This window comes from Thermoactinomyces daqus (assembly GCF_000763315.1).
Classification (GTDB): domain Bacteria; phylum Bacillota; class Bacilli; order Thermoactinomycetales; family Thermoactinomycetaceae; genus Thermoactinomyces_A; species Thermoactinomyces_A daqus.
The window spans coordinates 39,799-60,525 of the sequence record NZ_JPST01000025.1; the positions used below are offsets into that span (position 1 = coordinate 39,799).

The 20,727-nt window shown below is 48.1% G+C and carries 19 protein-coding genes; 3 read left to right on the forward strand and 16 right to left on the reverse strand.

Features of this window, described 5'->3' with window-relative positions; translation table 11 throughout:
- Positions 1–96: 96 nt before the first annotated feature.
- The 10 genes from cyoE to pabB form a co-directional block, all read right to left on the reverse strand.
- Complete coding sequence (cyoE, locus tag JG50_RS0111935) at positions 97–1,050, reverse strand: heme o synthase (RefSeq protein ID WP_033101340.1); 954 nt, start codon at positions 1,048–1,050, stop codon at positions 97–99.
- 483 nt (positions 1,051–1,533) lie between these two features.
- Entirely contained in the window at positions 1,534–1,947 is a 414-nt protein-coding gene (locus JG50_RS0111940) for an ATP-binding protein (RefSeq protein ID WP_033101341.1), read from the reverse strand.
- On the reverse strand, positions 1,940–3,748 hold the full coding sequence (locus JG50_RS0111945) for an ABC transporter ATP-binding protein (RefSeq protein ID WP_052154266.1): 1,809 nt from the start codon (positions 3,746–3,748) through the stop codon (positions 1,940–1,942). The genes JG50_RS0111940 and JG50_RS0111945 overlap by 8 nt, the downstream gene beginning before the upstream one ends.
- A 461-nt stretch (positions 3,749–4,209) precedes the next feature.
- Entirely contained in the window at positions 4,210–4,989 is a 780-nt protein-coding gene (codY, locus tag JG50_RS0111950; RefSeq protein WP_033101342.1) for a GTP-sensing pleiotropic transcriptional regulator CodY, read from the reverse strand.
- Positions 4,990–5,207: 218 nt separating this feature from the next.
- Positions 5,208–5,732 (reverse strand): signal peptidase I, encoded by a 525-nt coding sequence (gene lepB, locus JG50_RS0111955; protein ID WP_052154267.1) that lies wholly within the window; start codon positions 5,730–5,732, stop codon positions 5,208–5,210.
- A gap of 14 nt (positions 5,733–5,746) precedes the next feature.
- On the reverse strand, positions 5,747–6,292 hold the full coding sequence (locus tag JG50_RS0111960; protein WP_033101344.1) for a DUF402 domain-containing protein: 546 nt from the start codon (positions 6,290–6,292) through the stop codon (positions 5,747–5,749).
- 438 nt (positions 6,293–6,730) lie between these two features.
- Entirely contained in the window at positions 6,731–7,516 is a 786-nt protein-coding gene (proC, locus tag JG50_RS0111965; RefSeq protein ID WP_052154268.1) for a pyrroline-5-carboxylate reductase, read from the reverse strand.
- Between the two features lie 745 nt (positions 7,517–8,261).
- Positions 8,262–8,696 carry a GNAT family N-acetyltransferase gene (locus JG50_RS0111970; RefSeq protein WP_033101345.1) on the reverse strand — a complete coding sequence of 145 codons (435 nt, stop codon included), beginning with the start codon at positions 8,694–8,696 and terminating at the stop codon, positions 8,262–8,264.
- Positions 8,697–8,793: 97 nt separating this feature from the next.
- The gene (locus JG50_RS0111975) at positions 8,794–9,480 is read right to left on the reverse strand and encodes a hypothetical protein (protein WP_033101346.1); all 687 of its coding nucleotides are present in this window, start codon (positions 9,478–9,480) and stop codon (positions 8,794–8,796) included.
- A 252-nt stretch (positions 9,481–9,732) separates the two neighbouring features.
- Complete coding sequence (gene pabB, locus JG50_RS0111980; protein ID WP_033101347.1) at positions 9,733–11,151, reverse strand: aminodeoxychorismate synthase component I; 1,419 nt, start codon at positions 11,149–11,151, stop codon at positions 9,733–9,735.
- Positions 11,152–11,227: 76 nt separating this feature from the next.
- On the opposite strand from pabB, the gene JG50_RS19410 reads away from it, so the two are divergent.
- The gene (locus JG50_RS19410) at positions 11,228–11,443 is read left to right on the forward strand and encodes a hypothetical protein (protein WP_081943899.1); all 216 of its coding nucleotides are present in this window, start codon (positions 11,228–11,230) and stop codon (positions 11,441–11,443) included.
- A 120-nt stretch (positions 11,444–11,563) separates the two neighbouring features.
- Here JG50_RS19410 and JG50_RS20110 read toward each other — a convergent pair whose 3' ends face one another.
- Positions 11,564–13,012, reverse strand: a complete 1,449-nt coding sequence (locus JG50_RS20110) for a VanW family protein (RefSeq protein WP_052154269.1) — start codon at positions 13,010–13,012, stop codon at positions 11,564–11,566.
- A gap of 286 nt (positions 13,013–13,298) precedes the next feature.
- Positions 13,299–14,360, reverse strand: a complete 1,062-nt coding sequence (gene mutY, locus JG50_RS0111990) for an A/G-specific adenine glycosylase (protein ID WP_052154277.1) — start codon at positions 14,358–14,360, stop codon at positions 13,299–13,301.
- Between the two features lie 325 nt (positions 14,361–14,685).
- On the opposite strand from mutY, the gene JG50_RS0111995 reads away from it, so the two are divergent.
- Positions 14,686–15,657 (forward strand): metal-dependent hydrolase, encoded by a 972-nt coding sequence (locus JG50_RS0111995; protein WP_033101348.1) that lies wholly within the window; start codon positions 14,686–14,688, stop codon positions 15,655–15,657.
- A gap of 39 nt (positions 15,658–15,696) precedes the next feature.
- A complete protein-coding gene (locus JG50_RS0112000) occupies positions 15,697–16,626 on the forward strand; it encodes a mechanosensitive ion channel family protein (RefSeq protein WP_052154270.1) in 930 nt (309 codons plus the stop codon).
- Between the two features lie 394 nt (positions 16,627–17,020).
- Here JG50_RS0112000 and JG50_RS20115 read toward each other — a convergent pair whose 3' ends face one another.
- The 4 genes from JG50_RS20115 to JG50_RS0112020 all read right to left on the reverse strand — a co-directional run bounded on the left by JG50_RS20115 (position 17,021) and on the right by JG50_RS0112020 (position 20,659).
- Entirely contained in the window at positions 17,021–17,170 is a 150-nt protein-coding gene (locus JG50_RS20115) for a hypothetical protein (protein WP_160173864.1), read from the reverse strand.
- Between the two features lie 162 nt (positions 17,171–17,332).
- A complete protein-coding gene (locus JG50_RS0112010) occupies positions 17,333–18,214 on the reverse strand; it encodes a DNA-3-methyladenine glycosylase family protein (RefSeq protein ID WP_033101350.1) in 882 nt (293 codons plus the stop codon).
- Positions 18,215–18,562: 348 nt separating this feature from the next.
- On the reverse strand, positions 18,563–19,192 hold the full coding sequence (locus JG50_RS0112015; RefSeq protein WP_052154271.1) for a 3D domain-containing protein: 630 nt from the start codon (positions 19,190–19,192) through the stop codon (positions 18,563–18,565).
- Between the two features lie 123 nt (positions 19,193–19,315).
- The gene (locus JG50_RS0112020; protein WP_033101351.1) at positions 19,316–20,659 is read right to left on the reverse strand and encodes an O-antigen ligase family protein; all 1,344 of its coding nucleotides are present in this window, start codon (positions 20,657–20,659) and stop codon (positions 19,316–19,318) included.
- Positions 20,660–20,727: the final 68 nt, after the last annotated feature.

A 20,727-nucleotide genomic window follows, 5' to 3' on the forward strand; every position in this document is an offset into this window, starting at 1 on the left:
CTTGATCCGGCCTCAAGAGCCCAAGGCCGGATCAATGATTTACAACAGTGCATCTCCAAATCTATATGAAGCTCTTATTAAGCACTGTATCCATTCTTACAGCATTTGAATCAGATCATAGATCGTAACATCTAAAACCATGGCAAACAGGATCGCCGTCAAATAGATCAGGGAGTAGAAAAACAGCTGCTTTGCCCATTTTTCGTGATCCTGCGTTTTGAAGCCTTTCCATGCCAAAGCAATATAGATTCCGCCCAGAATAAGAGCGAGAACCAGATAAATCCAGCCACACGCTCCCGTAAAGAAGAGCAACAGAGAAGAGAAAAACAACATAACCGTAAAGAACAGCGTTTGTTTCTTGGTCTCCGCGGCTCCCTTGACAACCGGCAACATGGGAATTCCAGCCGCACGGTAATCCTCCGCTTTGCGCATCGCCAACGCGAAGAAATGAGGAGGCTGCCACATAAACAGAATCAAAAACAGAGCCCAGGCATTTAAATCAATGTGCGAAGTAACAGCAACCCAACCGATCATCGGCGGAACTGCCCCGGAAAAACCGCCGACCACCGTGTTCAACGTGCTGGTTCTCTTCAGCCACATGCTGTAGATGACGACATAGACAAATGAACCGATAAAACCGAGAATCGCGGCTAGCAGATTGACTCCGAACGCAAGGATCAGGAGTCCCAGCACCGTCAGACTGATTCCGTACCAAAGCGCCACCGCCGGCTTGATCCTTCCCCCGGCCACCGGCCTTGTCTTGGTACGCTCCATCAAAGGGTCTATATCGCGGTCAATAAAGTTATTCAACGTACAGCTGCCGGCAATCACCAAAGCCGTTCCAAGCAACGTGATCAGAAGGGTTACCAATTGAAATGAGTGGATTCCTGCAGCCACCCAGTATCCGGCAAAAGTTGCAATCAAATTGCTTTTATTGATCCCTGGTTTGGTAATTTCGATATAATCACGCCAGGTAGCTTTAGATGCTGATTCAAATGGCTCCGTTTTGATGATGCGATCTGCAGCGGTTTGCTGAGATAATGGTTCCACCGCACAGACCTCCTTTCTAAGCCAAGAAACGCAGTGAAATAAAACTGTTTTCCCCACTTGGAAAACAGGTTATGGCTATACAGAAAGCGGGAAATATTTGATTATAACATGCAAAAAATGTAACAATCGTAGGTAGAATGCCCTATGATTTTACATTCCATTTCTCAAATATTGGAATCGAGAAATGTCAAAAGTCATGGTTTATATCATCACCATTTTAGATGATCAACAACCTTCATGCAAGGGTGGCATGGATGGCTCATTCAAAGATATAACAATGAATCACCGATATTATATCCCTTTTGCCCGCTTTCCTTTCATTAAATCCTTTCTATTTTAGTCTAAACGATGGCATTTGTTTGAAGGTGACATATCTGTGAACAATTTTTGATCAACTGCCGGGATTTTCCTGGAAATGAGAACGGGACAAAAAAACGGCACGGTTTCCTTCCGCGGGAAACGTACGGTTTTTTGGTGAATTTATTATTTTTCATGAAGCATACGGCTCGATTTAAGCCATTTTACCGCTTCCACACACGTTCCGTTTTCGACGGGGATTTGCTTTAGTTCATCCATCAGCATGTAAACTTGCTGCAATCCTGAGGTTTCACCCAGATTTTGATTTTTCCCCTTGGCCAATTCTTCCAAATTCGGAATGCCCGGCCCAGTATCCTGTACCTGAATCTTAATTCCTTTCCGGTCTTCTTCCTCCACCGTCGCGATCGTAATGATTCCCTTATCCGCATATTGAACGACATTGCGTGCCAATTCTGAGATCGATTGTACGATACGCGCTTGATCCAGTTCGTCAAATCCCACTTCCCTGGATAATTCGCGCGCTTCACTGCGAATATGTACAATATCCCATTCGTAGTTGATTTCAAAGGTTTTACGCATGTTTCCCCTCCATCAAGTGGTGAGAGTCCCGATTTGCCGTCTGCGGATCATTTACGGTCCCGTCCAAATTCTGTACATTGAATAAATCGGCGTACAATCCGTTTTTCCGCAACAATTCTTCATGTATCCCTTGTTCCGCTACTCGTCCGTGCTCGATAACCAGAATTTGATCCGCATGTGTAATAGTGGAAAGCCGGTGTGCGACTACGATTGTCGTTCGATTTTTCGCCAGGCGGTTCAGCGATTCCTGAACCAGATGTTCGGATTGCAGATCAAGTGCCGATGTTGCTTCGTCCAAAATCAGGATTTCCGGGTCCTTGAGAAAAACCCTGGCCAAAGCAATCCGCTGCTTCTGGCCTCCGGACAGTTTGACACCCCGCTCCCCGATCTCCGTCTCATACCCGTCCGGAAGTTCCATGATAAATTCGTGGGCGTTTGCTGCTTTTGCCGCTTCGATGATTTCTTCTTTGGTCGCTGTAACCTTTCCCATCCGGATATTTTCCTCCACTGAACCGCTGAACAAAATGTTTTCCTGCAAAACCATTCCGATATGGCTCCGCAAACTGCGCATTGTAAAATCTTTCACATCGATTCCGTCTATTTTCACCTGTCCCTCGATCACATCGTAAAAACGGGGGATCAGGGAGATAATCGAGGATTTTCCTCCACCACTCGGCCCGACCAGTGCCACCGTCTGTCCGGCAGCAACGGAAAAATTCACTCCGTCCAAGATCCAGTCCTGGTCGTCATGATAACGAAACCGAACATTTTCAAACTCAATTTTCCCCTTAACCGCCGGGATCTCACGAGCCTGCGGAAGATCGAAGATATCATAGGTCTCATCCATGAACTCGAACACCCGATCCATTGAAGCAAAGGCCTGGGTCAAAGTTGTGGAAGAATTAACCAGGCGGCGAATCGGATTATAAATCAGGCCCATATAGCCATAGAAGGCCGTTAACGCACCAATGGTCAACTTATGTTCAATCACGAGATAGGCTGATGTTCCGATCACGATAATCGGGGCCAAATCAGTAATCGTGTTGATCGCCGCAAATGTTTTGGCGATCCACCTTGTTTGCAACAACGCTTTATCCAAGTAATAAGCATTTCGTTTTTCAAATTGCTCTTGTTCTTCCCTTTCCAAATGAAAAGCGCGAATAACGGAAATCCCTTGAATTCGTTCGTGCAAATGCCCTTGCAATTCGGCCAGTGCCTGCGAGCGCTCTTTCGTGTAGCGACGCATGTTTTGGAAAAAATATTTGACCGAAACCGCATATAACGGAAAAATCGCAAGGGAAACAGCGGTCATGAACGGATCGATCCAAATCATCATCGATACGGCGATGAGAAGGGTCGACAGATCCAGCCAGATATTCATCATCCCGGTTACGACAAATTCTTTTGTCTGTTCGACATCATTGATCACGCGGGAGATAATCTGCCCGACCTTCTGATTCTGATAAAACTTCAACGATAGTCTTTGAATGTGATCAAACAACCGGTTGCGAATATCAAACAAAATTTTGCTCGCTGTCCATTGGGCAAAATATTGCCGGTAATACTCGACCGGGATTCGGACCACCGTAAACAGCAGGAAAGCTCCGCCGATCACCCAGGCGAGTTTCTGCAATTTTTCATGTGCCGCCATCGAACTGAGCAACAGATGATCGACCACATACTTCAATAACAGCGGCAACAACAGCGGAATCCCGAATTTTAAAATCCCGATCGCCATTGTCAAGCAGATTTCTTTCCAATAAGGCTTAACAAACCGAAGATAACGTCTCATACTCCCCATCTTTATTCAACCCCTACAATTTGCTTTTATATCCACATTGCCATGGCCCGGAGTATGGTGCAAGACGACCGAAGGAGAATTTGTCCCTCCGGCACATACAACCCCGCTCTTCCCCGTTTCATCCTCTGCTGTATCTTCTTCGGTTTAGTTGTTTAACGCCTTACACTTTTTATAACGAAAGTTAGACCCAAAAAGATTCATGGCAATTTTTTAAAAATGTTAAAACACAGGTTTTTGAGTCTAAGCAGTAAGTCATCGGTGCAAAACTGGTTCACCTGCGGAAGCAAATGCCCTCAGATGCCAGATTGTAACCAATCTCGCCCAAACAGGCAAGGGGAGGAAAACACGAGAAACATCTTTTTGGAGCAAAACTATTATATCATAAACAATACTGAATTTTCGTTCAAAATAAAAAAGGCCGAGACTCTTTTGTGAGACTCGGACCTTTTCTTGTTTGTTTTTTAATGTCTGGCTTTTTCAAGGGCTGGGAGCAGTTTCGGATTGAGAATTTTGATGTAGGTCCCTTTCATTCCGAGCGAACGGGATTCCACGACACCTGCGCTTTCGAGTTTTCTCAGCGCATTTACAATAACGGAACGCGTGATTCCGACACGATCGGCAATTTTACTTGCAACGAGCAATCCTTCCATTCCATCCAGCTCATTAAAGATGTGTTCTGCCGCTTCCAATTCACTGAAGGAGAGCGAATTGATCGCCAATTGCACGACTGCGCGGCTGCGTGCTTCTTCTTCTACCTGACCGGCACGTTCACGCAAAATTTCCATCCCGACAACGGTTGCTCCATACTCAGCCAAGATCAGGTCTTCTTCTTCAAAACGCGTGTTCAGGCGGGACAGCACCAGCGTACCCAGATGATCCCCACCGCCAATGATCGGCACCAGGGTGGTAAACCCTTCGCGGAACATGTCCTTCATCTCCGTCGGGTAAGCGGTATAAGGGCTGTCCACACCAACGTTGGTCATGGTTTGGTCTACTTCCATGAGAAGTTTGGCATAATCAACCGGGAACTCGCGGTTTTTGAGATATTGTTCCATCCGCTCGTTGGCCAAGTCATGGTTGATCGCCATGCCGAGCAGCTTTCCTTCTGCGCTGACCACATAGATATTGGCGCCGATGATGTCACAGAGAACTTGTGCAACTTCATCGAAGTCAACCAAATGGTGGCCTACATTTTTTTGCAAAATCTTGGAAATGCGACGTGTTTTTGCTAACAGATCCATTGTGTCATTACCTCCAAAGAATCAGATTTGATTGGCTTTTATGTTTATGGGCCGTCTATCAACCCGCCTTTTGCCAGGCGATTGATTTATTTTTACGGGATTGAGGGAAAGCGGTAAACACTTACCTATTATGCGACATTTAAGCAATTAAGCAATTTGGTTTTTGTGAACAATTTTTGACTTTTATACCTATTTTAAATTGTTTTCTTCATTCAGCATCAAAGCGAAGCTGATAATGAAGGCCGCCATAAAATAAGCTCCACCTTCCCATCGAGTAAATCGTCGGGAACGAGTCCAACGCTGCTATACCGACTGTCCCTGCTGGCATAGCGGTGACGGTTGTCACCCATGACAAACACGGTCCCGCGCTTTACCCGGATCGGGCCGAAATTGCCATCTTCGATCGGGCAATCCGTATAAGCCTCATGTACCTTCTTCCCGTTGCGATAAAGCTGCCCGTTTCGAATCTCGATTGTGTCCCCCGGCACACCGATCACCCGTTTGACCAGAAACCGGTGATGGTCGGACGGATCGCGAAAAGTAATCACTTCCCCCACCTTCGGCTGATCCAGTACAAACGCAAAACGATTGACAAGAAGCCGGTCACCATCCTGCAGAGTCGGTTGCATCGAAGTGCCGTTTACAACTGATAACGCTATCCCGTACTGATTGACTGCCCAGGCAAACACGGCTGCATAGATGACCAACATCGTCCATCTATTCAGTCCCTTTACCCGAAACATGCACATTCACTCCATCATCCCGCTTCAGTCTTCAGCATTAGGTACTGATGATACCAAAATGGAGCGAATTCGGGAGAAAATGGTTCCTCCTGCCGCAATACCCGTCCTTCCAGTTCCTGTTTGGCTCTGTTCACACTGTCCACAACCGTTTGGGGATATCCGTAGTGCAAGCGATTCGCTTCAAACTCGTCCCCATCCACCCATTGGTAATGCCAATCAGGCTTGACGATCAAATCCCAATCGTAGTCGATATAGCAGAGCGTTTTTCCCGCTTCGTCCCACCAGTAGGGTGATGCAATGTTGCAGTAATACTCCTTGAGCCGGAACTGGTCGTCATACAAGATAACCGTATGGAACCAATCGCGCTTGGAAAAAAGACAAATTGCCAAACCCGGAAAATCCCATTCAACACCATTTTTTTCTACCACTTTTGCATTGTAGTTGGCAAGTACCAGCGGTTCTCCCGGTAGCAAAATCACCGATTTTTTCCAAGCCCTGTGCATCAAATTCCCGTATTTTAAGCTTTCAATGCGAATCGTATCACCCTTTTTTGGTATCATTTTCCTCACCTCAAGCGCTCTAGTTTCTTTATTTCCAAAAAGAGAAAAAAATAAAACACCTAAAACTCAGAATTTATCATTTAAAGCCTGAGGCGTTGCTCTTGGCCGGGATCAGACAAAAAGCATTCCGGCCGCGACAAGCGCAATCCCGGGATCAAAGTGAATAAAAACAGGTGGGTCGGGACGGGCTGAGTCCCTCGTGGCCGACATGTGCGCGCCCGCAAGCACTCCGGCGCCTCTTCGCGGAAAAAGGATTGACAAACGGCAGCCAATCTGATTATCTTAAAATTCACTTGGTTATTATTTGAAATTAACACGTTTTCATTATAGACTCGCCCGATCCTGATGTCTGCCTTTCCCCACTTTCGTTGATTTAAATGTTTAAATTTCTTCGTAAGCGGGAAAAGGCATGGAGTCGTCTTCTCCATGCCCCCGGTATCAGAAAGTGATCGCAATTTGCTGTCCCATTTCAACCGAACGGGCTTTGGCCCTGAGCACAGCTTTTTTTATCGCTTCATCCAGCTGGTATTGATCCAAAACTTCGAGCCCGGCCATCGTGGTCCCTCCCGGTGAGGTGACTTCACGTCGCAATTCTTCCGCCGCCTTGCCGGTCTTGAGGAGCATTTGCGACGCTCCGAGCAAGGTTTGCACGGTCAATGCACGTGACGTTTCCGGGGAAAGCCCGGCCGAAATCCCCGCCGCCTCCAGGGACTCTGCCAGATAATAAACATAGGCGGGCCCGCTGCCGGACAATCCGGTGACTGCATCCATCAAAGACTCATCAACGACGATAACCGATCCGATACTGCGAAAAATCAGTCGAGCTGTTTCCAGTTGCTCCGGGCTGACGTGGCTCCCCGGACAAATCGCCGTCGCCGACTGACCGACGGCACAAGAGGTATTTGGCATGACACGAATCACCGCCATCTTTCCGGCGACGTGCTGCTCAAGCAGAGAGGTTGAAATGCCTGCCGCCACCGACAACAGCATCTGATCTTCCGAAAAGAGATGGCCCCAGGTCTGCAACACTTCCGGCACATCTTTCGGTTTGACTGCCAAAATCACAATGTCCGATTTCGCTACTGTTTCGATACGTTGCTTCGTTTCGTCCAACCGGTATCTTTCGGTCAGTTCTTTCAACCGTTCCTGATCCTCGCGGTTGATAATCGAGATCTGTTTCCGGCTTACCTCCTTTTGTACCTCCTTTTGATGACTAAAAAACAAAAACCTCCTTCATCCCAAAGGACGAAAGAGGTTAACTCCCGCGGTACCACCTTTGTTGACGCCATGAAAGCGCCCAGCTCAGCGCGATTTAACATCGCTCAGGATAACGGGTTGGCCCCGATCTGATTTATCATCAGCCGCATCAAAGGATGGGTTCGAGCAGCCAACTGGCAAAACCTCTCAACCTGCGGGTTTCGCTCTCTGTACAGTTGGGGAATGCTCTACTGGTCCTTGTCATCACGTTTCGCTCTCAATTGTTAGTAGTAATTATGTGAAAAAAAACCCCTGATGTCAACAGGGAATAATCAAATCGGCCGGAATTGCTTTATGATTGATTTCTAAGGGAATTCCTTATTTTTCATCCTTTCCTTTGCTTCCGGCACGCAACCATCCGCATTCTCCCCAATATAGCAGCCATTCACAAAAACTTCGGCAGATTCCTTTAAACCATCATCTAAAATAATGATTTATTTTTTAACACGAACCGTTCGCCATCTAAATCTGTTCCGGCTTTTCCGCCTTATGCTTACCAGTCAATCCAACAAAAAAATAAGCCGTTCAAATAATTTTAATTTGAAAGCGTATTCAAAGTGTAGTATTCTTAACATAAAACAGATACCCTTTTATGTGGGAAGACATTTATCTTCCTCTCCCCTCCTGAAAGGATTTGGACACAAAAAAAATCTGCCGTACTTCAGGCAGATTAAAAACAGACAAAACCATAGGCAAAAAACAAAAACAACGATCAACCAGTACATCGCTGACTGACAAACAGCTCTTTTTCCAAACGGGTGGAACAAGTATTGCTGTAACCGAGATATTGGTAAAAGGGGAGCAATTTTTCCGTACCCTTGTCTACCGTGATCCAAATCCTTTTTACCCCTTTTTGCAAAAAACGATACTCCAATTCACGCACTAATGCAGTACCGACCCTTTGTTTCTGGAAGTTCGGGTCAACAGCGAGACAATAGAAGAATCCCGTGTGTTTGTCAATTGTTCCCACAATGGCTCCGATCACCCGTTGATCCGGTGCTTCGGCCACAATAACCAGATCCCGGTCGTAAGCTAACTGTTCATACAAAACCCGAAGCGTTTCCCTTTCCTTCTGATGGGAAGCTGTCATCTGCCAGATTCTTAAAACGTCATGTACATCTGCCAGTTGAAAAGAGCGTAGGCGCATAACCTGATTCTCCTCCATTGGGGAAGTATCACATACCTTGGCTTTTCTATTTTACCTCAAGTTTCATTTTTATTTCAATCTGCGAAAACCATCCTGCTTAATTAGAAAATCCCGATTTTACCTGCTCACCCATATTCCACAACCAGGGAATAAAGATAAAAATGGCAAATCCTTGTAAAAAGGAAACATGAAAACCCATCCATCGAAAACTGACAACTCCGGCCAGCACCACCGTCCAAACCAGCAGCGACCACCAGCTGAGGAACGGAGAAAATTCCCTGGTGCGGAACATCACCGCGGTGTAAATTAACCCCCCGATCGCCCAGCACGTGGGTCCAAATACACCGACCATCCGGATCAATAACGAGTCCCATTCCTCCAGATGCCGGATCAGATTCAGCGTCGGCATCTGCAAAAAAAGATGAACCATGAGAGGAAACAGAAGCATCTGCACCAGATGGTAAAGCAGAAAGACCGCCCCTCCGATCAGTTGAATCAACCAGGCCCATTGCAAAATGATGCGAAACCGGTCATTTAAGGCAAATAACAAAATCGTATAGATGGCCAAAAATGAGAGCACGGCCAGAAACGAACTCACCCAGGCGAGCATGACCCATTTTTCATGTTCCAGAAAATAAACGGATCTCGACAACCAAGGCTGTTTCGCCATCTGCAGTAAAACAAATAAAATCAGCAGAACGGACACGAAATGCAGGCAAGCTGAACCTTTGAACACCCAAGAAAACCATGGCTTTCTGACACCGTGTGGCGGCGCTGTTTTCATCTGTCGGTCTCCTTCCGTTTCGATCCTGCCCGACATTCCACTGGCAAAACGATGCAAAGATTAAAGATTACAGATAAAATTTTCTCCCTATTCCCATTTTATCCTAAACCACACCAATTTAACCCATTTATGACCGCCCGCATGAACAAAAACGGAACGTGAAGAGAACCGGAGAACCCTGAATCCAACAAAATCTGCCACACGGAAGGACGAACAATCGGACTCAGGGAAAACGGGGCAGGAAACCGCCTTTTACACGATGGGGCTCGGACAGCGATCTCCGGCCAGAAGGATCGCCTTCTTCAGCGCCAATGCCTTGTCCATCGATTCCTGATATTCCAGCTGTTCATCAGAATCGGCCACTATGCCCCCGCCGACATGAAAAAAGGCCTTTCCCTCCCGGACAATGATCGTGCGGATGACCATGCTGAGATCAAAGCCGCCGCGAACATCCAAATAACCCAAACCGCCGGAATAGATGCCGCGGGCCACCGGCTCCAAATCATGCAAAATCTCCATCGCCCGAATTTTCGGGGCTCCGGTCATGGAACCTCCGGGAAAAGCTGCCCGAATTGCCTCAAGTGCCGGAACGTCCGGCTTCAGCCTCCCCTCAACGACCGTCACCAACTGATGGACGGTAGCATAAGATTCCACTTTCAACAGTTCCGATACGCGGACACTGCCAGTTTCGCATACCTTTCCCAGATCATTGCGCACCAAATCAACAATCATGACATTTTCCGCACGGTCCTTCTCATTTGATTTCAAGTCCAAGACGAGCGCATCATCTTCTTCCGCACTCCTTCCCCGCGGCCTCGTTCCCTTGATCGGTCTGCTCTCCAGCCTCCGCCCTTCCAGCTTCAAAAACCGTTCAGGGGAAGTAGAGAGGACAAAGAGATCACCAAACCGCAGATAGGCGGAAAAAGGAGCGGGATTGATCCGGCGCAATATCCGGTACAGATCAAAGGGATGACCGGAAAAATCAGCGGAAAGCTGGTGGGTGAAACACGCCTGATAGATATTGCCCGCAGCGATTTCCCCGAGGATTCTCCTGATTTTGCGGCAGTAGGAATCATACGATTCCACTTGGGCAAACGGCGTACTCCCCTCCGCAGGAGAAATGTCGGGTTCGGGAAGCGGTGTATCAGATGCCCGTTTTACGGCGGACAGCCACTGCTCCAGATCTTTTTCCCCGTCACTGTCGTTGACCCGTTTGCTCAAATATGATTTTCCTTCCAGCTGATCGTAAATGAGAACCTGGTCGGCAAACATCCACCATGACACCGGAGCCTGGGTGGGATCCTCCGGGAGATCGGGAAGTTTCTCAATAAACCGGTTCATTTCATAACCAAAATAGCCGACCAACCCCCCGATGAACGGAAAAGGCTTGCCGGTTCCTGCGGGCGTTTGATGCTCATCCAGCAACTTTTGAATCGCTTGAAAAGGGTCCCCTGTGTCAGCTTGCACGGTGTTTTGGTGAATCCATTCGATTTTCCCTGACTGCACCCGAACCAAAAAAGAGGGATTGGCCCCCATAAAGGAGTACCGGCTCAGTCCCGGTGCCAGACGATTTCCGTCGAGCCAAAATGCATAGGGTTCATCCCGGTAGAGATGGGCAAAGACGTGTTCCGGGCGAACCTTGAAAGGAATTTCACGTATGATCCATTTCATTGCAACAACGTCCTTCTTTTGCAAAAATGCATGATCTTTTTCTTTTTATCCAATACTTTTTTTGAGGTGATGGATTGTGTATACTGGCCGAAACCTTGAAGAATTGAGCATGACACCCTTAACAGACTGGAATCTGGATGAACTTTCGTACCACCACTTTATTATGGCGCAAATGTCTCCTTACTTAAACCAGCAAGGCGCCAGCTTGCACCGTCAGGTCATAAAAGAGATCGAAAACAGGGGCAATCAGACATGGAACAGCCAAACGCCGAATATTTATGACCATTTTTAAAGGGATGGCAAGCTGAATGCATGAGGAACGCGGTTCTCCGGTCATCGCCTGCGCAAAAAATCCCCCTCCGGTGATCCGGGTGTTTCATTGAACACCGGGACAACCAAGGGGGATTTGCTTTTACTGACTGGTTGTCGTTTTGGGCAATTGCGCATTTGGTTTTGTCGGATCAACCGTGATCGTGCTGAACGATTCAGGTGCTTTCTCAACTTTGCGCGACTGAACCTTGGCTCCCGGGCTGGTATATACATTGACCGTAAGATGGGAACCGGAAATTTTAATTTTCAGCAGAACCGGTTTGTTCAAATTGTTTTTAAAGCGGAAATCAGGTCCTCCCCAGGAGACGGTGGCATCCCGTCCTTTCGGCACATAAGTCACCTCGGCGCTGTGGTGTTGAATCGCCGTGACCTTTAGTCCCGCTTCATCGACACTGTTGTAGAGCGTGGAGGAAACCTGGCAGATGCCGCCGCCAATCCCTTCCGTAAACTCCCCTTTGACGATCACGTGCGCCGGTTTATACCCCCGGGCAGCCGTCCGCTCTCCGACGACTTTATTGAAGGAAAAACGCTCTCCTGGCAAAAGTACAAGATTATTGATTTGGGCCGAAGCCAGTTTGATGTTGGTGGTACGGTTTACGTTCCCCGGATCAAACTTGGTGGTGTAACTGCCGATCATCTTTTTGTTCACTTCACGCAGGTCTGCCGAGGAAACTTTCGGCGCAACCGAAATGGTGGGAATTTGCGTCGGCTTGTTGATATAGGGGCGAAGGTCTTTCAACCACGTTTTCACGGTCTTCACATCCATCACTCGGCCTTCTTCCCCGCGAATGATCGAATTTCCCCATTTATTGTGCTTAAATCTGGCGTTTTTCGGTTCGATTTTCACTTGATCCCTGACACTGTCCAGCCATTTTGCCAGCTTTTCCTGATTGATCGTCGATAAATCTTTCCCGTCATAACCGATACTGAGCAGATCTAGCTCAAATTTTTTATCATCCAAATATAATTGCAACTTAGCCGGTTTCGGCTGTTCTTTCACAGCAGCCGGGACGTCCGCCTTGACTTTGCTGGAATCAAACGCATATGCGCCAAAACCGAACAAACCGGCCACGGTCATCGAGGCGACCAGAGTGGCAATGAGGATTTTCTTTGGTTTCGGAGTGCTGTGAACCTCTCTTTTGATTGCGGAAAAGATTCCCGTATCCTCCTTGGCGGACTCTGGCCGGGGATTTGCCGGTTTCTGCACTTCCACCTGCACCGGCTCAGGATGATGATCCGCGCTGGCGGGTACGTCGACATCGCTGCTGTTGGCGTTTTCATTCTTCGACAGGGGGCCGTCTTTTTCGCTTGAACCGAAATCCCATCGGGACGAAAGCGGAAAATCCGCCGGTTTATCAGGATGCGCCTGTTCCGGTTCTGTTGATGTCTTTTCACTCCGCTCTTCTTCATGCCTCACTTCCGTGCCCGGTTCCGGTGAAGCTGGTGACTCCCCCGCCCCCTTTATTTCTTTCCGTTCGTCCCTTTCCTCGGACAAAGGCTGTTCGGGTTCGCGCTTTTTTTTGTCTTCCACCCGCTCTCTCTCCTCTGCAAGTATTCTCTTTTTAAGGAAATCAACTGAATCAAAGGACCAAACAAAAATTAAACGGATTCTGGCAACCTAAACGGCCCGGGGCTCCGGACTGATTCGTTTCCTCACGTATTTAGACCAACAGCATAAAGAAAATGTTTCGATTCAAACAGAAAACCATTTATTCGTCTTCAGGCATGTTGTCTGCATGTTCATGTGAACCAACCACATTCCTGATCTCCTTCGTTGGATGAAGTTTTTTGCGTCTCAAGCTCTTGCCTGATCTGCGTCATAATTGCAAGGCTTTATGGTAAACATTGGCTAACGTTATTTCCCCAATCGTTTCCTTTGTCACCCATTTCCAGTTCTCCGGAACCTCCCAACCGGTATCGGGCGTCTCCACTGTCATCACGGTGACTTTCCAGTGGCGATGGCTGAAGATGTATTCAAATTGCCCCTTTATCATAAATTTCGTCGCAGGGATTTGTTTTTGGTCACAAAATTCCAAAATGGACTCCATTTCTTTTTGATCTGACCATCCGATGGTTGGCAATCCCCAAAGACCGGCCAACAGCCCCTGATCCGGCCTTTTTTCGACAAGAAAGTGCATCCCGCAGGTGATCAAGAGAATGGCCACCTCTTCCTCTGTCGGCGGTTTGGCCTTCTTTTTCCGCGGCAATTCTTCTTCCATTCCGAGACGGTATGCATCACATACCGAGAGAACAGGGCAGAATAAACATTGTGGCGAAGTCGGAGAACAGATTAATGCTCCCAATTCCATCAGAGCCTGGTTGAAATCCCCCGGAGCCTCATCCGGAATCAATGTTTCCGCCAATCGTTCCATCTTTTTCCGTGTGGACACCTTTGCAATATCGTCCGTAAGCGCAAAAAGGCGTGAAAAAACCCGCATTACGTTTCCATCGACCGCCGGGGCTTTCTTGTCGTATGCGATGCTTAAAATCGCTCCGGCTGTATAGGGACCGATTCCTTTCAGTTTGGAGATGCGCTCAAGATCATCCGGAACCTTTCCCCCGTAATTTGCGACAACTTCCTTAACGGCAGCATGCAAATTTCTGGCCCGGGAGTAATAACCGAGCCCTTCCCACGCTTTCAGCACCTGTTCTTCCGGTGCCTCGGCCAACGCCTCAAGGGTGGGAAATTGCTCCATAAACCGCTCAAAATAAGGAACGACGGTATCTACGCGCGTCTGTTGCAGCATGATTTCCGAAACCCAAGTCTTGTAAGGGTTTTTCTCTCTTCTCCACGGCAGATCACGCCGGTTGCGCCGATACCAGTCAAGAAGCGACCGTCGAATTTCCGCCACCACTTCCTCGCTGAGCAGGCAATCCATTTCTTCTTCCACTTTCGCTTTTGACAATGATGAAGCCTCCTTCTTTCAAAACCGTGATGAGAGGAAGTGCGCAACAGTATACAGATCCTTATAACCATCATACACAACCTTCATGTTCATGAAAGTGTACGATTTTTAACATTCCGCCTCAAATAGCGAAATCCGGTAAACTTACTAATGCAGTTCCTGTAAGAGTGAACATAAGGAAGACGGTTACCATGGAATGTTCACTTCTTGATCTGTTTTTTCACGGTAAAGGGAACCGCTTTTGTAATATAATTTTGTTAGATTTTTTAAGGTAAAATGGTGAAAAGGGGGATGGCATATGGATACGGCCACTCATTTGGTTATGGGAATCGGACTTTTTGGCTTGGCGCATCTTGACCCGGCCGTCGCATCAGACACGGAAACGGCGCAAGCCGTGCTGTTAAGTACAGTAATCGGTTCGGAAATCCCCGATATCGATACGCTTTACCGCTTTCGGGGAAACGCGCTCTATATACGGAAACACCGTGGTTTCAGCCATTCCCTTCCCATGTTGATCATATGGCCGCTCCTTCTGACAGCCGGCATTTCGCTTTTATTCCCCGGAGCCATTGCACATTGTCTGCTGTGGTCCTTTTTGGCCGTTTTTATCCATATTTTTATTGATATCTTTAATACATATGGAACGCAGGCGCTGAGACCGTTCTCTCATAAGTGGCTGTCGTGGAATACCTTGAACATTTTTGATCCTTTTATTTTCACCCTCCATCTGATCAGTTTCGGTCTCTGGCGGATCATGCCTGACCGGCCGGTGCCCATTTATACAATGCTTTATCTTATCCTCATCGCCTACATCGCTTGGCGCAGCATTGTTCATTTCCGACTGACGGAAAGGGTCAAACGGGAAGTGAGCCTGCCCGGGCGGTATACCGTTACCCCCACCGTCCGCTGGAACGTGTGGAATGTGATCGTTGAAACCAAGGAAAAGGTCAAGGTGGGAGAAATCCGCAATGGCTGCCTTGCCTGGACAGGAGAAATGAAAACGGAAGACCTGAACCACCCGGCCGCCCTGCAATCGAAAAAGGCGGACTCCATTGAGGCGTTTCTGTCCTTCACTTCTTACGGATATCCCCAGGTGATGAAGCGCCCTTACGGCTATGAAGTGAGATGGCTGGACGTTCGCTATCACTACAAAAAACATTTTCCCTTTGTGGCGGTCGCCTTACTTGACCAACACTACAATATTTTTTACTCTTTTGTGGGGTGGATGAACGAGGAGCAATTGGAGAAAAAAGTAAAGCATTTGTCCTGAAAAGTTTCAACGCTTCGTCATGGTGGAGGTGATTGAACGGTGAATTTGTCGCAACCGGATGCGCTGAATACGAAATGGGAGCAAGTCGGACAAGTAGCAACCGAAACAAAAACCCTCATAACCAGAATCATTGAAGACCCTTTCTCTTACATCATCCTCCCGGTAGCACAAATCGCCTTAATCGTGCTGATCGCGATCACCGGGGTTCGTTTTTTTGACCGGGTTATCGATAAAATTTTTGAATTCAGCCGGATCGGAACCAAAAAAGCACATACTCTGCGCAAACTGATCAAGTCGATTGCCCACTATACGATCTATTTCATTGCCGTACTGACCATCATGGTCAATCTGGGTTTTGATCCCCTTCCTGTGCTAGCCGGTGCCGGTATTTTGGGCCTGGCCATCGGATTTGGGGCGCAAAATCTCGTTCGGGACATCATCACCGGCTTTTTTTTGATTTTCGAGAGCCAATTGGAAGTCGGCGACATCGTGCAGATCAACGGGCAAATTGAAGGAACCGTGGAAGAAGTCGGACTGCGAATCACGAAAATCCGCGAGTTCAATCAGCGCCTTCATTATATCGCCAATGGCAATATCAAACAGGTAACCAACTACAATCGCGAAAAGATGCGGGCGATCGTAAGGGTCACCGTTCCATACGAATCCGATCTCACGATGGTGAACCATGCGCTGGAAGAAGTATGTAAAAGCATTGGAAAAAAATATGCCCCTTATTTAATCGAAGAACCAAAAATTATGGGCATTACCCGGATTGATCAAAATGGTGCGGAATTTACCATCACCGCCTTGTGCGATCCGGAGGAATATTGGGGACTGGAGCGGGAAATGCGCAAGGAGGCTGTTTTGCTTCTGCATAAAAACGGCGTTCAGATCGCTTATCCGCGCAGTATTGTCTATCATGCGGAAAACTTCCCCGATCTGGTCAAAGACATGGTAAAGCAGCAATAGTTGCCCACTGCCATGAGCAAAGGCAGGGGATTTCCGGGTCGTCCGCAGGGACGATGACGTGATCGATTCTGCCGGGTTATGGTCCTTCACCATGTTCTTGAACGCAAGTCTCCCAAACAATCCCGGCAAAGTTTTTCAACCCGGGTTCGGGCTTGCGGGAGTGGGAAAACATCCTCTCCCCCGCCTGACGCTCACTCTTACCCCCATCGCTGAAGCCGGGGTTGGTTCTCTCGCTCACAAAGATAAAAAAGCAGGCAGGGTGATCCCCTCCTGCTTTTTTCTGTGAAGATGCATCGCTGTCAGGTCGCAGTTCCCCCTGCGTTTCCAATGGTCTGTCTGGAGTCCGCGGGACATGCCACAGTCTCCACGCCGGGCAGTGCTGCCCAGTTTTTTATTACATCATCGTTTGCCATGCGGTTGCCAGTACGGCGGTCACTGCTGCGGCAACAATAATCCACAACAACGTTCCTTTCAGATCGCGAACGAGAATGCCTTGTGCATCGACGCTGGCTACTCTTTTTGCCTTCGCTTTTTTCCGTGCCACTGCGCGTTCTCTCCTTCGTTTGCAAAAAATTGCTGCTCTGCCTATGATCATACCACATTTGGCGCAGATCATGCGATTTCGGGTTTCTTCTGTCCCCCCCAAGCCGTCTCAGAATACGAATTGCGGGTCGGTGAAAAGACACAAATATATGCTCTTTTTTGCTCATCCAAGGGTGTCCCAGAGATAAAAAGTCGCATAGCTGCGATAAGGGGCCCATTTTTCCCCGATTCTTCTCACTTCACTCTCATCGGGTCTGGCCGGCAATCCGTAAAGTCGGCCGACTGCATTGCGCAAGCCGATATCCGCTGCCGGAAGCAAATCGGGACGGCGCAAACCAAACATCAGCAGGCATTCTGCGGTCCAGCGCCCGATTCCCCTGAGTGCGGTCAGTTTTTTCATCACTTCATCGTCGGGAAGTCCGGTCAATGTCTCAAGATCCAGCTTCCCTTCGGCGATGAGACGGGAGAGATCGATGATATACTCCGCTTTCCGCTGGTTGAACTGGAGATGCCGGAGATCTTCATAACGGAGGCACGCCACCTGTTCCGCAGCCGGAAATACCTTCCATGTTTCTCCGGCAAATTGGCCCGTATCTCCGGCCAGCTGAATGAATCGCTCAATTAAAGTGCCGGCAAAGGAAAGATTCAGTTGCTGACTGATGATCGTTTTAACCAGACACTCGTACAAACTGGCATCCAAAACCAGATGCATTCCGATTCTTTGCTCAATCACCGGCCACAAAACAGGATCTTGCCTCATCTGCTCATAAAATGGAGTTAAATCGACATCAGTACCAAACATATGGGCAATTCGTCCTTTCAACTCCTCTTCCTCTTCCGGATCGGCTTCTCCAAAAATCTCGGCAATCAGTCCGGGGCGTTCCGAATCTTCAGCCACAGAAAGCAGCAAGGGGCCTTTCCTGCCTCGGATCGTTCGCCAAAAAGCGCCTTCACGATAAACATAGATGCTCTTCTCAAAAGATTTCAGCCGCTTTGTCGTATGGGCAAATGAATAAGGATAACGCAATGGGAGATGTATTCTCATCCTCTTTCCCTCCAGTTTCTCTCCTTATTGAAAAACGATCTTGACCAGCCGGCGCAAAATCCGGGGAGAAAGTCTCATCAAAATCAGCGGGGAATGAGCTGGCCCTTTCAGCCGTTCGCTGCACAGGAAGAAAAAAGATGCTTTCGCACCCCGGCCTGCAACAAAAGTTTACAGAAAAAAGAGAGCCAACTTTTTTGGCTCCCAGCGTGCGAGACCCGAAACAGGAGTCCGTCGGGTCTTGATGTTTTTCTTGACTCCCGGTTCCTTTCGTCACAAAGGTCGCTGCAGAAAAACACCCCTCCCCTCCTATTGGATTTTATCAGGGTCAGAGCCAATCCTTTTTGGCTCCTATTGAATGATCTCTACTTTGACATGTTTTTTGACCCCGAATTGCCTTGCCACGTGCACATCATTCATAAAAACATCGATCCGCTTCCCTTTGATCGCTGATCCGGTATCCTGGGCAACCCGGTAACCGATCCCCTCGATGTAGACCCGCGAACCGATCGGGATGAAACGGGGATCAACCGCAATCGTCACACCTTCCTCGGCCCGCTCGCCGCTCGAAGTGATTCCAAAACCGGGATCTCCCGGCTTTTTGCCCGTCGATTCCGGGCCGGCCGTATAAGCGGTTAAGGTAAATTCACCGAGAGCCTGGCCGCGGGGCAGATCAGGAAAGGCCGAAACCAGAACACCGGCCGGACTGCTCTCCTCCGCTTCCATCGCCGGAATCGATTTTTGTAAAATCTTCAAAATCTGTCCAACCCGAATCAAAGATGGGTTGGTAAGATGATTTATATCGCTTATTTTTTCAACCGTGGTGCCGTACTTGCGTGCCAGTTCGTAAACGGTATCCCCTTTTTTGACAGTAACATAAATCATATCTGCCTGCCCGTCTGCGGCCAAAGCCGTGCCGGAACAGCAGGAAAGGAGCATACAGAACAGGAAGACGCCGATCCAACATCGTTTCCATAGCATGCGATGCAAGTTACCACCTCTATTTCCAAATTACTAGAGTTGGTAACAGCTTTGTCCGAAAAAGGCCAGTTTATACCAGTCGAAAAAAATAGATTCGCATCCCGGAAAGGATCATTTGCGCGACTAGGCCCTTTTCCGGTACAACTCCACTCGCTGGTGAATATAGTTTTTCACATTAAACAAAATGGCGGAAATCGAATTTTTATGGAGGATGACCGGCTTCGATCCTTTTTGCCCTTCTTTTTGTTGCTCACTCCACTCGGGCTTGCTCGTGCATCTCCGCTCATATTGGGCATGGATCATGATCACACTTAACATAAACATAAGTCCGACCTGAGGTGCGATGATGGGGTAATCATACATTCCGTGACCCAACAGGGCAATCGTCTGTGAGATCAACATCCCGGCCAGGCGCTTTTCCTCCTTCCGGTTGGCAGCTTTCCTCCAGCGGCGCGCCCGGCGAATGGTCATATAGATGAGCGCCAGGAACAAAGCCAGCCCGATAATACCGTATTCACTGGCAATCCCGAGAAAAATGTTATGAGCATGATAGATATAAAAGCCTGCCTTCTTGGCAAAAATCTGGCCAAAATGGAGCGGCAAAACCCCCAGCAGCCAGTGTTCCCTGAAAATCTGCAAGGCTACCGTCCATACTTCCAAACGTACGCGGATCGTGCTCCCCAATGTATCCTGGCGGGGAATGATCTCCGGAAAACAATATGCCAGCAAAATAATGGCCAGTGTGATGGTGACAGTTCGCTTCCGATGCCCCGTCATCCACAATTGCACGATCAAGCCGATGACCAGACCGACCCAGGCACCGCGCGATCCCGTACACCAAATGGCGACACAATAAAGGATAAACACGCAAAAAGCGGCGACTTTTTGCCAGGCTTTCTGTAAAACGGACGAGGCATAAATGCTCATCAAGGCAAAACAAATTAATAAAGCTGCGGTCAAGTTGGAGTTTCCCGTCGTTCCCACACTTCGGACCGACCACTCCGATTGCCAGCGAAATTCATTGTAAAAATGCAAAATCGGACCGAGCGGAGAATGATTGAGCACCGGCCAATCCAGCTGCTGGATGAACACAATCAGGGCCACAAACAAACCGCCAAGCCAAAACTGCAAATACATGGTCTGCACTTCCTGCCAGGACCATTTCACCTTATGCCGGATCCAGATGCTGAGCAAATAATAAAGCGCGAACATCGCCATGGGAATCACGCCGATCGGAATCCCGTAAATCCAGGAAGGATCGACCAGCCAGCTGACTAAAGATAAAATAATAAAGCTTAAAAAAATCTTTTCCGGCCATCGGTTGAACATCCACTTTTCCCTGACAGTAAATAACGTCGCCAATGCCGTCATGAGAAGGGCGACCGGCGGCAGAAACGGAGAGAGAAGAATAGACAAATATAATAGCTGAGTGAGCCGCTTTATCGCTAAACGGTTAAGTTCCTTCAAAAGAATAAACTCCTTTTTTGCAGTTTCCATATACAGGTAAACCTGCACCATTTTTCACATAAAATGCC